The organism is Acinetobacter sp. Ver3 (assembly GCF_000632455.1).
Taxonomy (GTDB): domain Bacteria; phylum Pseudomonadota; class Gammaproteobacteria; order Pseudomonadales; family Moraxellaceae; genus Acinetobacter.
In genome coordinates this window covers 17,872-32,404 of record NZ_JFYL01000015.1, presented here as the reverse complement: position 1 = coordinate 32,404, position 14,533 = coordinate 17,872, and the positions used below count along the sequence as shown (strand labels likewise).

Below are 14,533 nucleotides of genomic sequence, written 5' to 3'. Positions count from 1 at the left end.
TTGCTGAGAATATTTGGAAAATAAGAGGGGATCGGGGATGAAAGTAATATTGATGGTTGTTGTGTCACTTGTGGTGATTGCCTTGATGAATAAATACAAAACTCCGAGGGTTATTAAAAATATTGTGGCGATTGTGTTCGGTGTGGTGGTTGGAACAAATTTGAGTGAATTTTAAGGGGATCGGGGATGAATGCAGTGGTAAAAACTCAAGTAATGGATTGGTCGAAATACAACATTGATGGATGGCTTGAGCAGTTTGGGGCATGGTGTGAAACGGTTAGAATGAAAGGTGGCTCATTACCAGATGGTTTACACGTAAATCAGATCTATTGGTTGATTCAAGAGGCTGACAAGACACCTCGCTCATCTAAGATTTATATTCGCTGCGAGATCAGTGATTTTGAAGCCGATCAAGTCCAAGCTTTATTACGTTCAGTTTTGCGCTCAGAGAGTGTGGATTATCAAGCTAAGTTTGCGGTGATGTGTTTGATTAAGCACAAGGTAGAGAATCGGAGTTTGAAGTCTGTGGGCTTAATTACAGGGCAAGGTGAGACCCAAACACGCATGATGGTTAATTGTGGGCGATTCTTTATTCATTCGCGTGACAATCGTTTGAAAATATAAGGCTTGACGCGCGCGGGCGTATACGCTATTTTGTGTTATAAGTGACCGAAGTGTAAATATTGCACTTGGTTCTAAAAGAAGCTCACCTCGGTGGGCTTTTTTGTTGTCTGTAAAAAGACAATTATCCTGCTGGAGTGCTGACCAGTGGAACATGCCTTCGAGTAAACTTCCCTTTATGGGGCTTGAACTAGGGAGTAGCGTCCCGACCAAAAGAGGGTTGAAAGCAAGTAAAGCAGACCGTGCATGTTAGGTGTGTGTAATTGTGAGTAGCGGTAGATCAGTTGCCGAGCTGGTCAATATCGTAATCTAAGGCAAGGGTGTGGCAGATCGCCACATCCTTTTTAATGCGCTTATGGCAGAAAGGATTATGCATCGGACTTCTATTCCGACTCATGTGGGTTCGAATCCTACTAGGCGCGCCAAATTCTTAAAGTGTGCATATATTTATAAATCAATAGCTTACAAATTGGTTGGGTGATTTTTGTGCTATAATTGATCTTTAATTAACAAGTTCAATGATATGACTAATATAGATCAAAATTTTTACACGATTGTTTATTACGCAGATGATCAACAACGTCAATTTCAGGCCCAAGAAAACCAAATCTATTCTGATGGGAAGTTGGATCGAGATAAGGTTTTAAGACTAATTTTTCGGAATGAAGAATCAAATCCAGCGATTTTATGCCCCAAGGTTATGGATAGTGCTGGTAATGTTTTGAATTAGCCGGACGTATTACGGCACACAAAAGCCCCTCGCATTCTAGATGTTGAGGGGTTTTCTTTTATTGGAGAAGCTCATGCGTTTGAGTCGTTTAAATCTAGGGATGTTGGTTGCCTCTGCATTTGGATTTAGTCAATCACTAAGTATGGCTGCCAGTAGTGTGGACGCCTTGAATCAAGTTATGAAAAGTACACTACCTCAGCAACCAAGCCAAAAGGTCAACCGTATCAGTCAAGCAAAGCGACGCAAATACAAGCGTCAAGGTCGTGTGTGATGAAAGATGTAATTGAATTAAATAAGGATGGTTACGGTTTTGGTCGTGAAGGCTATGGGCTTGGGCGAGAAGGTTGATGGTCGACAAAGTAGAAGCGCAGAAGAATCTTGAGTCACTGCAAAGTGACTTGAAGCATTTAGCAGCGCTCAATCATCTTAATTCACGATGGGAATTTAAAGCCCATTGTCGTAAGCGAATGGATGATATTGAGCAGCAGATTAAGAATATCAAATCGGTGTTGAAGAAATGACAAACGAAGAGCGGGAGTTGCCCGCAGGGGCGGAACCGCTTGAGAATGAAAAGTACGAGCTGTTTTGTCACGAATACCTGAAAGATTTAAATTACGCACGTGCTGGACGTGAGGTGGGTATTAAGAACCGCCAAAACGTAACGCCAATTTTTACACGTGATGATGTTCAGCAACGTATTGCTTATTTAAGTTCGGAGCGAATTGAGCGCACCAAAATTGATGCGGATTATGTGTTAAGGCGTTTGGTTGAGATCGATCAAATGGATGTATTGGACATCATGGATGACAATTATTCATTTAGACCTATCGGTGAATGGCCCTTAATTTGGCGTCAATATGTTTCCAATATTGAAAATCTAGAAGAATTTGAAGGCTTCGGTGAAGATCGTGAACAAATTGGCTGGATTAAAAAGATTAAATGGCCAGATAAAATTAAAAATCTTGAGCTTTTAGGTAAGCATGTGAGTGTAGGTGCATTCAAAGATAAGCTTGAGGTGGATGTTAATGTCGATCTTATGTCTGAACTTATTGACGAGATTAGTAGCGAGGAGTGAATTTTAGGAGGCGCAAATGGCAAAAATGACTTTTGCGGAACTTAAAATCAAACTCAAAGATCGCTTTTGGCGAATCAATAATCTTTACTACATCACGAATAAGCAAGGTCGTAAGATCAAATTCAAGATGACTGCTGAGCAGCTTGAATATTACGACAACATGCACACGCGCAACGTGATTTTAAAAGCGCGTCAGCTTGGTTTTACTACTGAAAAATGCATTATCCAATTGGATGCAGCGATATTTGAATCAAAGAAATGCGCGATGATTGCTCACAAGCTGAGTGATGCACAGCGTTTATTCCGAGAAAAAATCAAATACGCTTATGATGCTTTGCCTCAATTGGTGAAGAAAGCAAATCCAGTTGAGAAGATGACTACCGAAGAGCTGGTCTTTGTGAAAGGTGGTTCAGTTGCTATTTCAACATCTTTCCGTGGTGGTACCTTAGATAGTTTGCATGTATCAGAATTCGGTAAGATTTGCGCCAAGTTTCCTGATAAAGCTCGAGAAATTGTCACTGGTGCATTTGAAGCGGTGCCTTTAAGTGGTCGTATTACCCTTGAATCTACAGCAGAAGGTCGAGCAGGGTACTTTTACGACTATTGCCAAGAGGCTGAGAAATTAAGCTTGTTGGGTAGAACCTTAAACGTCCTTGAGTGGCGTTTTTTCTTTTTCTCATGGTGGAAAAATAAAGAGTATTCCATTCCCGTTAATGGTGAATTGTCGGATCGCTTAAAAGAATACTTTGCCTTACTCGAATCTAAGCATGGCATCAAGACCACACCTGAACAGCAGGCTTGGTATGCATCCAAAGAGAAAACGCTTGGTGATGATATTAAGCGTGAGTATCCATCAATTCCCGAAGAGGCATTTCAGCAGTCAGTTGAAGGCGCTTATTACGCTAAGCAATTCAAGTTTTTATATGCTGAGAAGCGTATAGGTGATTTGCCTGACAACTCGCATTTGCCAGTCATGACGTTTTGGGACTTGGGTGTATCCGATTCGACTGCAATTTGGTTTGTTCGTCAAATATCAGAAAACTACTACCAAGTTATCGATTACTACGAGAACTCAGGCGAAGGCATGAGGCACTACTTCAAAGTACTGAAAGATAAGGGCTACACCTACTCAAAACATTATGCACCGCATGATATTCAGAATCGATCTTTGATGAATGATGGAAAGTCTCGACTTGATATCGCAAAAGAGGGTTATGAAATAGACGGATCCATTTACTCAGTAAAATTTGAAGTGGTGCCAAATATTGGAGTCATGGATGGGATTGAGTTGGTCCGTGAAATTTTACCCAACTGTGAATTTGATGAAACCAGGTGTGAGCAAGGTATTACTCATCTAGAAAACTACCGCAAAGAATGGGATGACAAAGGATTTTGGAAAGACAAACCTTTGCATGATGCTCATTCTCATGGTGCTGATGGCTTTAGATATTTTGCAGTGGCAATGAATAAACGAAAAAAAGTCACATCAATCAATATACCAATGTTTGGATTTTAATATGAGCATTACAAGCAAACATGCTGACTATGAAAAGCACGTCAAAGTCTGGGAAAAGCTAGACCATGCTTGTAGTGGTCAGGAAACAGTGAAGTCAAAAAACACTGCTTATTTACCAAAACCTGCGTTATTCGGGTCAAAAAATGATGAAACAGGCGATAAGAGATACAAGGAATATATTGCTCGTGCAAGCTTTCCAGGTGTGACTAAAACAACACTGGCAAATCATATTGGTTTAGCTTTTGGCAAAGTGCCAGTATTCAATCGACCTGAAGATTTGGAATATTTAGAGCGAAATGCTGATGGTGGTGGACGTTCAATCCACCAAGTTGCACAACGCGCGACTCGATTAATTGAAATGCATTACCGCTGTGGTGTTTACGTTGATTATCCAGTCGTCCCGCCAAGTCGAAGTAAGGCTGAGGAGCGTCAAAAAGGCGCTTTCCCGATGATTCATATCATTGATGCTAAGTCGATTGAAGATTGGGATTACATTGTTGTTGGTAATCAAAAAAAGCTGAGCTACGTTAAAATTTTAGAGACTGTTAAGACTCGAGATGGTTTTGATGTATCTGAATCGAAGCAATACCGTGTACTTTGGCTAAAAAACATTGATGGTCGATTTGTTTATTCGATTGAGGTGTTTGTTCAAGATGAAAAGGGGGATTGGCTTTCAACTGGTGAAGCTTATCCGCGTGATTACAATGGTCAGACTTGGGATTACATACCTTTCACTTTCTGCGGAGGCGTAGACAACTCTGAAGAAATCCACATGCCAGCGCTTTATGAATTGGCAGAAATTGAGTTTTCATACTATCGAAGCTCAGCTGATGTGGAAGAGTCGGCGTTTGTGGTGGGTCAGCCTACTTTGTGCCTTCCAAACATCACTGATGAACAGTACAAGATGGTTCAAGAGTCAGGCGCTCAAGTGGGTAGTCGCTCTGGTATTCCAGCTGATGCCAAATTTATCCAAGCCGATGAAAATGGTCTTGCTTACAAGCGAATGCAAGATAAATGGGATCAGATGAAGGAAATGGGTGCTCGTTTAATTGAAGTTGGGTCTGCAAATAAGACAGCGACTCAGGCTGATAACGAAAACTCAGTTCAACATTCAGTTTTGTCTTTAGTCGTTGCCAATGTTTCAGAGGCTTTGACTATCGCGTTACGTTGGTGTGCGAAATTTGCCATGCCGACCCATGATTTTACGACTAAAGAACTTAGCTTCACGATTGCTCAAGACTTCAATAAGCCAAAGTATGATCCAGCTCGTTCACGATTGATTTACGAGGCTTGTCTAAATGGTTCAATGCCTTGGTTTGTTTGGTATCACTACGAGCAGACAGGCACATTCACCGAATCAAAATGGGAGGATGTTGTGAAGCAGATTGAAGCACGTGAGGATGGGATTGAGGATGAATAAGTATGAACATCTCAACGCAAAAAGCCTTGGTAAATGCGTTGAGTCAACACAACGCTTATCTATACCGAGCTTCATCGCAATCAGTAAACGAACTCACTAAACACTTTAATTCTCTCTCAAATGCTCAATTACAGCGTTTAGCTGAATTGCTTGAGGATTTATCAGAGTCAGAACGAAACGCCCTAAAATCGCTTAATTTTGGATCTAAAGCGAAAGCGTCAAAGCGTATTGAAGAAATCAAATCCATTCTGAATGAGTGGTTCACTTCAATTGATGTGGATTTAACTGAAAAGTTTGAGAAATCTGCATTAGAGCTTGCGATTTATGAAGCGACATACACAGCAAAATTGGCGGGTGAAACTGCTGCTGTCATTGGTGGTGCTGAAGCATTAAAGAGTGCTCAAAAAGCTCCATTTGCTGGCGGCGCTTTGGTTGATTATCTCTTTGCGGATATGGCTGAAACGCTTCGTAAGAAAGTTGAATATGTCATTCGTGATGGCATTCAGCAGGGTCTAACCAACCAGCAAATCGCTCTTAAAATTAAAGGGCGAAAGTCTCTCGATTATAAAGATGGGATTTTAGAAGCATCACGCCAATCTATAGAGCGCCAAGTCAGAACAGCTCGAAGTCATATATCTAATGCTATTTATATTGATACATATAAGGCGTTAGGGTTTACGCACGTAAAAGTAGTGGCAACTCTGGATGGTAGGACGTGCAAGTACTGCGCCTCAATTGATGGTCATGTATTTGCGATTGATGATCCGAAGCGACCACGTTTTCCCGTTCATCCGCACAATAGAACAACTTATGTTGGATGCGATGCAGACGGTAATGTTCTTGGAAAGCGTCCTTTTGTTGCTGATGATCGAAAAGTTAAGGACATTCCCAAAGATCAGCGTGACGGGGAAATTGGTCAAGTTGATGCAAATACCTCATACCCTGAGTGGTTTGCTAAACAAGATGAGTTCTTCCAAAGAAAGTGGCTTGGTAAATCAAATTATCTGCTCTACAAAGAAGGCAAATACCCAATTGAGAAGTTTGCAGATCCATTAAATAAACGTGGATATACGCTTGCTGAACTTGAAGAAATGGATAAAGAGACATTTAGGCGAGTTTTAGATGCAGCTTAAAGCTTTAGGTGAAAAAGATTTTTAGGGAGTTGGGATTGTGAAAAAAGAACCAAAGAAAACAGGGCTAAAGCGTACAGTTTGGTTATTTGAGCGTGAAATCTTAGAAAATCTTGAAAAAACCAATCTTAAAGATCATCGCAAGGTTCTTAAGTTCAACCGTTTTTCTATGAAATATGAAATTAAGCCAAAGTATGACAGCGGTCGAGCTGATGCAATTGTGATGCGTGATACTGCAAACCACTGGTTGAAGATTTGGTTTATCGCATTTCAAACATGTACTGGTGAGCATTTAAAAGTTAAAGCTTAAAAATAGTCAAAATTAAATCCATGGCCTGAAAGGGTCTTTTTTTATGTGAGAAGAAAATGGAAAACCAACACCAAAAAATCAAAGGCTATCGTGATTTATCTCAAGAAGAAATTAACTTGATGAATGAGATCAAAGCTATCGGTCCACAAGTTCAAGCTGTGATTGAGAAGGTTCAAAAGCACATTGCAACCCAGCGATACAATTGTCGTTGTGATGCAAATATGCAAGTTCTGGATGTTGAAGAAGATCGTCGACTTGATGCTGCTACACCAGAGCGATTTGCTGCAATGGCTAAGACAGACTTTCAAACAGGTTTGATGTACTTGGTGCGTGCTGTCGCTCAACCAACAACCTTTTAAATATTTATCAAATTTCAGCACCTTCGGGTGCTTTTTTATTGCCTGTAATTCGGATGAATGGGGCGCAACCGAGCGGATGCTCACAACTAATGGTGGATACCAATGAAACTTAAAACGACTCAAATCGATGGCAAAACATATGCGGAAGTAGACACTCAAGGTTTGCCTGTTTATGTGCACGATGATGGCAAGGAGGTTGGTTTTGACGCTGGCTCAGCTATGCAAAAGATCAGCTCCTTAAATGCGGAAGCAAAAACGCATCGTGAAGCAAAAGAACAAGCCCTTGCACAACTTAAAAACTTTGAAGGCATTGAAGATCCGAGTGCTGCTAAAAAAGCTTTAGAAACTTTGAAAAACTTTGACGATAAAAAACTTGTGGATGCAGGTGAAGTCGAAAAAATCAAACTCGAAGCGATCAAAGCAGTCGAAGAGAAATATGCTCCAGTAGTTCAGAAGTTGGAAAAAGTCGAAAACGATTACCACAAAGAGCTAATCGGTGGCGGGTTCTCACGTTCTAAGTTTATTCAAGAAAAAATTGCAGTGCCAGTCGATATGGTTCAAGCCACTTTTGGAAATAACTTCAAAATCGAAGATGGGAAAGTGGTCGCATATGGTGCTGATGGTCAAAAAATTTACTCACGCTCTAAACCAGGTGAAGTCGCTGACTTTGATGAAGCTTTAGAAACTTTGGTTGGTGGATATCAGTATAAAGATTCGATTTTAAAAGGTAATCAGTCTCAAGGTGGTGGTTATCAGGGTGGTGGCGGTTCTCATAATTCTGCGCCTAAATCTTTGGCTGATTGTAAAACCAAAGAGGAAAAAATTGCTTATATGAAGCAAGTGGGCGAACAAGCTTAACTAAAAGGAGAGGCACATGCCTTTTGATTTACAAGTATTTAATAAACAAACTTATGCTGCAATGTCTGAAACGGTGGCACAAGATGTTGCGAAGTTTAACGAAGCATCACAAGGTGCGGTTCAGTTAATTTCACAACCATTTAATGGTGATTTTGACATCGAAGCATCATTTAAAGCCATTGATGGTATTGTGCGTCGTCGTAATGCTTATGGTCAGGGAGCTGTTCAAGCTAAGCGTTTACAGCAAATGCTGGATGTGGCAGTTAAGGTTGCAGCAGGAACACCACCGATTCGCTACGAAAAACAGCAATATTTATGGGTGCTTCAAAACCCTGAAATAGCAGCATTAACAATCGGCGAACAACTTGCGAAAGCTAAAATTGCTGACATGCTAAACGCTGGACTTTTAGCAGGGTCTTCTGCAATCGGTGGTAATACTAATGCAACACATGGTGATGGTGCTGGTGATGCAACATTCCGCTTGTTAAACGCTGGTGCTGCAAAGCTTGGTGATCGTTCAAGTGCGATTCGTGCTTGGGTGCTTCACTCAACAACCATGCATAATCTTTTTGATAATGCTTTAGCTAACTCAGAAAACCTTTTCCGTTACGACGGTATTAACGTTGTTCGTGACCCGTTTGGACGTTTATTCGTTGTTACTGATTCGTCTGCATTGGTTGGTGATAACTCAGGTACTGCATTCTATAAGACATTGGGTCTAGTTGAAGGTGGTGTTGTTGTGAATGATAGCAATGACTTTAATGCTGAGCTTCGCCCTATTACTGGTGGTGAAAACATCGAGTACGAATACCAGGCTGAATGGTCATACGGTGTAGGTGTTAAGGGTTATGCTTGGGATCAGTCTGCTGGTGGCAAATCACCAAATGATGCAGCAATCGGCACAAGCACAAACTGGGATTTAATTGCAACTAGCGTTAAAGATACTGCTGGTGTGTTAGTTAAATCAAAATAATAGAAACGCCCTCGAAAGAGGGCTTTCTTTTTGAGGATTAAAAATGTCTCAGAAACACAAAAAGATATATTTTACGAGCGACTTCTCGCCAGAGAATATCCAAAAACTAAAAGCTGAAGGCTGGATTATTCGCGACCGTCGAGCTGTCAATATTGGAGACTTTATTGAAGAAGCTAACGAATACGGTGGTGATGTTCCTGAATACTACAAGCCAAAAACACAACAACTCACTGTTCAATTAAATACTGAAATCGCACCTGAACTTCAAAAAACCATTGATGATGCAAAAGCTGAATGTGAAAAGGTTGCTGCTGAAAATGACGCCTTAAAAGCTGAAATAGAAGGCATCAAAACTGAGCGTGATGCATTGGTTGTGAAAGCGAAAGAACTTGAAGAGCAGCTTAATGTATCCCACGCTGAATTAGTTGCTGTTAAAAATGCAGGTACAACTGGTGATTTGCTGTCTGAAAATACAGATGCAACAACAACCAAAGAAACAAAGAAAAAATAGGTGAAACATGAGCTTTATTACAGAACAGCAAGCGCTTCAGATCATTGGAACACCGTTTGAAATCTCCAGTGATAAAGCTCAAACCTTGATTCTTGCTAATGCTTGGGTGAAAAATCAGATTGGTTTTGTTCCTGAATCAATTGATGAGAATCTTACTTTAGCTGCTGCTGAAATTGTTCGCGGCATCATTGATGAAGCGCTATTTGTCGGTGTAGATCGTCAAACGGTAAGCGAAACGGTTAACGCTAATGGTGTGTCGGTGAGTGAAACATTTGCTGAGGGTTCAGTTGTTGTAACTCGATATGAGCAAATCGCCAAAGCATTGATTCAATCAGTTGATCTTGCGAATCCAAATAAGTCGAATGGCTTTGGTTTTGAGGTGTATCGATGACCAAAAAATTACGCCTACCAGCTTGGCATGAGACGCCATTTCAACATATGCGCTACACGCTAGTCACAAATCAAGAGCAGCTTGATAAATTGCTATTAAAGATGGCAAGTAAGCCGAAACTATTTGAGTTTCTTGAGGGTGGTGCAAGCGCAAGAGTGAATTTTCTACCAGATGATTCTGCAATAGTGCAAATTAGCAACCAGACCGATTGGACAATAAATCAGATTCACAGTCTTCTAACGCACGAAGCGATGCATATATGGCAAGAAATTAAAAAGAGAATGGGTGAAGAAAACCCGAGTGTTGAGTTTGAAGCATATTCAATTCAGCTCATCACGCAAGATTTATTTTATCTATATGATTGGAGTTTGGGTTATGATTAAAAACAAAATTCAATCCAAACTCGCCAAAGCGTTAGATAGTAAATTAATCGATGCAACTCACCCTTTTTCATGCACAAGAATAATTTCAAGTGGTCGATGGAATCCAATTGCTGGTCAATATGAAAACCAAGAAACTGAGACTTACACAGGTCGAGGTATATTGTTTGGCAATTACCTGAAGGATTTGTCAAAGCCTTCTGACTATCTAGTTGATGATTGCAAATCGATTGTGTTGCAAAACGAAGTTACAGCAGAACCGAAAATTGGTGATGTTTGGGGCACTCCTAAAGGTGATTTTAGGGTGATAAATGTTTCGCCTGATGCTGCGGATGCAACATGGCTTGTACAGATACGCAAGGTTACAGTGTAATGAGCTGGAAAGGTTATAAGCCCACACAATTTGCTTTAGATGTAATTGAAGAAAGCGAAGAGCATGTGAAGAAGATTGCAGGTGTTGGGCTTCAATCAGTTGTTGCTGGTTCACCTGTGATGGATGGTGCATATCGTGGTAATCATCGAATTTCAATCAATGAAGAAGACCACACATTTGATGAAAATATTAAAGACCTAGGTGGTCAAAGCACGATAGCCAAAGAAAGCGCCAAAATTGTGAGATTTAAGCTCGGTGATAAGTTGTATATTCAAAACAATGCGCCTTATGCGATAAGGCTTGAAAATGGATGGTCAGACCAAGCACCAAACGGTGTTTACTCAATCGCATTCATGAATATGAGAAACGTAAAATGATGACACTAAGCCAAGCTGAGCGTGTGATTTACACTCGAATAGGTCAATTTATTGATCGAAGTAAATACATGGTAGGTGCTGATATTCACCTGATTGGTCAAACTGAGCCATTGGGTAAAGTTGAAACAGGTCAGCCTGATATTGATGTTATATATGAAAATTCACCACCACACACACCGCCTAAAAATAAATTGTGGTGCAAAGTGTATATAGATTATGCGAATAGCTTGGTGGCTGAACTTGCTGACAACCCACTGGTTAGACATAACGGATTAATTCAGATTCAGTGTTTTGCACCACTTAGTTCAGGAACTCTACCACTATTGAATCTATGTGATGAGTGGTTGCTACTCTTGCAGTCATTTAGTGAAGACGATCTGGAGATTCATACAGCCCATGCACCAGCACGTATCGATGACCTTAATTTCTTGGGTCGAATTATTAGAGCTGAGTTCCGAGTGAATTAGCTTAAACACTTTATTCCACCGCCTACATGGCGGTTTTTTTACGCCTAAAATTAGGAGATTGCCATGTCTAGTGGTGCTAAACAGATATTACAAATCGCAAAAGAAACAGTGATCGGCACAACGCCATCGCCTTTTGCACGACAAACTATTGCTTTTACAAGTACATCGTTAAACCAGGAGGCTGAGAAAACAGCGTCAGAGTCGATTGTCGATTCACGATTACAGTCAGCATCAATGGTAACTAAAGCATCGTATGGTGGTGATATTTCAGCGGAAGCGGTTTACGGTGCTTATGATGATTTAATTGCAGCTGCTGCATTTAATGCATGGGCAACCAACTCGCTGACATTTGGTGGTGTAAATCGTCAAACATTCAGTATTTTGTATGGTTATGCTGATGTAAATAACTATCACACATTTGCTGGTATGCACGTTAATAGCTTTGCAATTAATATTCCATCAAACGGAAAAATCAGCTTTACATTTGGCTTTATGGGTCAGAAACGTACTGTAGCAACTAGCGCTCCAGCAGGCACAATTACCGCTGCATCTACCAATAAAAAACTTTCTAATGTATCGGTGGGTGAGATTCTTCTCGATGGTGTGTCAACGATTGGTAATGCTTGTATTTCAGCGTTCTCATTCAATTGGGATAACTCGATGCAAGTGCAAGAGTGCTTGGGTAAGGGTTTAGAAGTTGGCGCTATCTTAGAAACAGCGGCAGTTGGCACAGGTAGTTTTACAGTGGCTTGGGGTTCTAAAGCTGCCGAGTATTATGAAAAGCAATTTACCAACACTCCTGTAACCCTTGTTATTCCAATTACTGACGCTGACGGCAATAAATACACATTAACAATCCCGAAAGCAGAAGTAAGCGCTCCGCTTGCGACAGGTTCTAAGACTGATATCTTGCAAACCACTTTTGAATACACAGTTGTTGATCAAGCGCCAACTCTTGTTCGTACACCAAAAGCATAATTCACACCGCCTTCGGGCGGTATTTTTTCTGAGGTAGATATGGCTTTAAAAGTCGAGATTCAAAAAAGCAAAGAAGTGGCTCTTTGGAAAGAGTATAAGTCAGGTAAAAAAGTTTTAGCTGAATTTAAAATACGCGGTATTGGCTACAAGGCTTACCAGGTTGCAATTGAGCGTGCTCACAATCAGGTTAGCTCTAAAGGTTTTGATGTGACACAAGCATCATCAAGCGATAAGCTGCTCCATGAATTACACTTAGATGCTGCTGCATGTCACTTGATTGAAGACTGGAAAGGTGTGATTTTAAGTGAAGATGGTGTTGAAACAGAAGTACCTTACACTCCTGAAAATGCCATGAAATTATTCAGTATGGGCGACATCGGCATTCAAATTTGGGCTTGGATCAAGACTCAAGCTGAGGAAATTCAAGTCGAAAGCAACAAACTGGCGGCTGAAACGGTGGGAAAGCCTTAAATTTATTTGAATGGCTTCAATTTGATTCTGAAGAAGCCGCGATTGAGGCTTCGGAGAAGGAGAGAGCGATTGCTAAAGCAACGGGTCGCTCGATTCCTGATCCAATTCAAAAGCCTGAATACTCATTCACAGCAAGTTCAATTCTAAACGCTTACAACATTATTGCTCGATCACGAAGATATGAGCAGGGCACACCTTTAGCTATCGACATGATGGCGATCAAGCAATATTTAGAAATCTATGATGCGCCTTGTGAGCTACATATCTTTGTTGAGGCTTTGATTGTAATTGATAATAAGTTTTTGGATGGGGTTTATAAGAAGCGAGCTTAGACACATTTATATACATTGACCAAAAAAATTAAGACAAAAGGCGTTTTACTGATACAATGAGATGAAACAATAACTTTTAACGAGCCGTTGTTCATCGTGATTAATGGTATTTAGTATATGAAAGCACAACCCTTAACTGAGAAGTTACTTGATGAGCTTACCGGCTTCGATCAAAGCGTCACTCTGAATGAATTTACGCAGCGTAGATATTTACTCGAATGTGATAAAGCTATTCGAGTAGAACCCGCTGAAGGCTATATGTGCAAAGGTATTGTTTATGCACTATCTAACAATTTTGACAAAATGTGTGAAAGTTTCCAGAGAGCAAGAATGCTAAGCCCTAGCGACTACTTAATTAAAAGCAATTACATTGCAAGTTTAGGTAATTACGGAAGGTTTGAGGAATTGATAGGGTTGGTAAAGCCTGAAGAGGCTATCGAAAACTCTAATCTACTACATGCATTGTTTCGTGCATTAATTGCCACTGCTGAAATCGAATTGTTAACGCAAATTAATCCCAAATATGCGCAAAGAATTAAACAAGCGATCGCAAATCAATATCTTGAATTAGAGACAGTAAAGCAGTACATATTTCTTTTTAACAATTTGATGCGCCAAAAAAAATTAAGGTTCGCCATGATCCCTTCTATCAGTTGGCTAGAAGATGATGGGGATTTATTTGTCTATTATGATTTTGTGGGATCTGCGTCTGAATCAATGGAACTAATGGATGAGTTTGACAATCTTGTGGCCGAAAGAGGGTTAAAACAAGTAGCACGAAAGCTAACTATAGTTTTAATACCACTTAGACCATGCTAGGTTAGCAATCAATGAAGTTTAAGCCATACGACAGATTTTTGAGCGCAAAAGACATTCTAGCAAAGTGTGAACAAAATCAAGCGACTTATAGAAGCGTTATCCATCAAGCTTACTACGCAACATTCAACCAAGTGGTTGGAGAGGTGGATAATCGTTTATTTTATCCAGTTGATTCACTCACAAAACAATCTAGTGTGCATAAAGCCTATTTAGATGCTTGTATAGATAGGCACGACAAGCTGAAATTTGATCATATAGACTTCGATACTTTGGAAACTGTAATCAAAGACTTTAAAAGGTTGAGAGGGCTACGAAGAGTATCTGATTATGAGTTGGAAAAAGAGGTATGCAAAGGTGAGGCTGAACTTTCGATACAGCTTTCAAACAGGGTATTTGAATCAATTGAAAAATTAAATTAATAAAAGCACCTTAGGGTGCTTTT

22 protein-coding genes and 1 tRNA gene are annotated in these 14,533 nt (G+C 40.3%); all 23 read left to right on the top strand.

From position 1 onward, the window contains the following. Positions 1-37 precede the first annotated feature (37 nt). The 23 genes from CL42_RS16985 (at position 38) to CL42_RS06125 (ending at position 14,510) form a co-directional block, all read left to right on the top strand. The gene (locus CL42_RS16985; RefSeq protein WP_155756962.1) at positions 38-175 is read left to right on the top strand and encodes a hypothetical protein; all 138 of its coding nucleotides are present in this window, start codon (positions 38-40) and stop codon (positions 173-175) included. An 11-nt stretch (positions 176-186) separates the two neighbouring features. Continuing rightward, the gene (locus tag CL42_RS06235; protein ID WP_035266229.1) at positions 187-624 is read left to right on the top strand and encodes a hypothetical protein; all 438 of its coding nucleotides are present in this window, start codon (positions 187-189) and stop codon (positions 622-624) included. A gap of 346 nt (positions 625-970) precedes the next feature. Further along, a tRNA-Arg gene (locus CL42_RS06230) sits at positions 971-1,046 on the top strand. A gap of 378 nt (positions 1,047-1,424) precedes the next feature. Continuing rightward, the gene (locus CL42_RS06220; protein WP_035266224.1) at positions 1,425-1,622 is read left to right on the top strand and encodes a hypothetical protein; all 198 of its coding nucleotides are present in this window, start codon (positions 1,425-1,427) and stop codon (positions 1,620-1,622) included. 76 nt (positions 1,623-1,698) lie between these two features. After that, entirely contained in the window at positions 1,699-1,872 is a 174-nt protein-coding gene (locus tag CL42_RS17245; protein WP_171076761.1) for a hypothetical protein, read from the top strand. Further along, positions 1,869-2,426 (top strand): terminase small subunit, encoded by a 558-nt coding sequence (locus CL42_RS06215; protein ID WP_051586545.1) that lies wholly within the window; start codon positions 1,869-1,871, stop codon positions 2,424-2,426. The genes CL42_RS17245 and CL42_RS06215 overlap by 4 nt, the downstream gene beginning before the upstream one ends. Before the next feature lie 25 nt (positions 2,427-2,451). Next, the gene (locus tag CL42_RS06210; RefSeq protein ID WP_035266319.1) at positions 2,452-3,942 is read left to right on the top strand and encodes a terminase; all 1,491 of its coding nucleotides are present in this window, start codon (positions 2,452-2,454) and stop codon (positions 3,940-3,942) included. Position 3,943: 1 nt separating this feature from the next. After that, positions 3,944-5,362 (top strand): DUF4055 domain-containing protein, encoded by a 1,419-nt coding sequence (locus tag CL42_RS06205; protein ID WP_035266221.1) that lies wholly within the window; start codon positions 3,944-3,946, stop codon positions 5,360-5,362. Positions 5,363-5,364: 2 nt separating this feature from the next. Continuing rightward, on the top strand, positions 5,365-6,495 hold the full coding sequence (locus CL42_RS06200; protein ID WP_035266220.1) for a minor capsid protein: 1,131 nt from the start codon (positions 5,365-5,367) through the stop codon (positions 6,493-6,495). Positions 6,496-6,532: 37 nt separating this feature from the next. Further along, complete coding sequence (locus CL42_RS06195; RefSeq protein WP_051586544.1) at positions 6,533-6,802, top strand: hypothetical protein; 270 nt, start codon at positions 6,533-6,535, stop codon at positions 6,800-6,802. Between the two features lie 56 nt (positions 6,803-6,858). After that, on the top strand, positions 6,859-7,161 hold the full coding sequence (locus CL42_RS06190) for a hypothetical protein (protein ID WP_035266218.1): 303 nt from the start codon (positions 6,859-6,861) through the stop codon (positions 7,159-7,161). Between the two features lie 102 nt (positions 7,162-7,263). After that, the gene (locus tag CL42_RS06185; RefSeq protein WP_035266216.1) at positions 7,264-8,019 is read left to right on the top strand and encodes a DUF6651 domain-containing protein; all 756 of its coding nucleotides are present in this window, start codon (positions 7,264-7,266) and stop codon (positions 8,017-8,019) included. A gap of 16 nt (positions 8,020-8,035) precedes the next feature. Next, complete coding sequence (locus CL42_RS06180; protein WP_035266212.1) at positions 8,036-8,992, top strand: major capsid protein; 957 nt, start codon at positions 8,036-8,038, stop codon at positions 8,990-8,992. Between the two features lie 43 nt (positions 8,993-9,035). After that, positions 9,036-9,503 (top strand): hypothetical protein, encoded by a 468-nt coding sequence (locus tag CL42_RS16475; RefSeq protein ID WP_051586543.1) that lies wholly within the window; start codon positions 9,036-9,038, stop codon positions 9,501-9,503. A 7-nt stretch (positions 9,504-9,510) separates the two neighbouring features. Further along, positions 9,511-9,894: a hypothetical protein gene (locus CL42_RS06170; RefSeq protein WP_035266209.1), complete on the top strand. Its 384-nt coding sequence runs from the start codon at positions 9,511-9,513 to the stop codon at positions 9,892-9,894. Beyond that, the gene (locus tag CL42_RS06165) at positions 9,891-10,277 is read left to right on the top strand and encodes a hypothetical protein (RefSeq protein ID WP_035266207.1); all 387 of its coding nucleotides are present in this window, start codon (positions 9,891-9,893) and stop codon (positions 10,275-10,277) included. The genes CL42_RS06170 and CL42_RS06165 overlap by 4 nt, the downstream gene beginning before the upstream one ends. Continuing rightward, positions 10,270-10,647, top strand: coding sequence for a hypothetical protein (locus CL42_RS06160; RefSeq protein WP_171076760.1), 378 nt, complete (start codon positions 10,270-10,272; stop codon positions 10,645-10,647). Before CL42_RS06165 ends, CL42_RS06160 begins: the two co-directional genes overlap by 8 nt. Further along, complete coding sequence (locus tag CL42_RS06155) at positions 10,614-11,024, top strand: hypothetical protein (protein ID WP_228133235.1); 411 nt, start codon at positions 10,614-10,616, stop codon at positions 11,022-11,024. The genes CL42_RS06160 and CL42_RS06155 overlap by 34 nt, the downstream gene beginning before the upstream one ends. Beyond that, positions 11,021-11,491: a hypothetical protein gene (locus tag CL42_RS06150; RefSeq protein WP_035266204.1), complete on the top strand. Its 471-nt coding sequence runs from the start codon at positions 11,021-11,023 to the stop codon at positions 11,489-11,491. The genes CL42_RS06155 and CL42_RS06150 overlap by 4 nt, the downstream gene beginning before the upstream one ends. Positions 11,492-11,554: 63 nt before the next feature. Further along, the gene (locus CL42_RS06145) at positions 11,555-12,469 is read left to right on the top strand and encodes a phage tail tube protein (protein WP_035266201.1); all 915 of its coding nucleotides are present in this window, start codon (positions 11,555-11,557) and stop codon (positions 12,467-12,469) included. Between the two features lie 39 nt (positions 12,470-12,508). Next, complete coding sequence (locus tag CL42_RS06140) at positions 12,509-12,940, top strand: hypothetical protein (RefSeq protein ID WP_051586542.1); 432 nt, start codon at positions 12,509-12,511, stop codon at positions 12,938-12,940. Between the two features lie 449 nt (positions 12,941-13,389). Continuing rightward, on the top strand, positions 13,390-14,091 hold the full coding sequence (locus CL42_RS16470) for a hypothetical protein (protein WP_051586541.1): 702 nt from the start codon (positions 13,390-13,392) through the stop codon (positions 14,089-14,091). A gap of 11 nt (positions 14,092-14,102) precedes the next feature. Then, the gene (locus CL42_RS06125) at positions 14,103-14,510 is read left to right on the top strand and encodes a hypothetical protein (RefSeq protein ID WP_035266196.1); all 408 of its coding nucleotides are present in this window, start codon (positions 14,103-14,105) and stop codon (positions 14,508-14,510) included. The last annotated feature ends 23 nt before the right edge of the window (positions 14,511-14,533 follow it).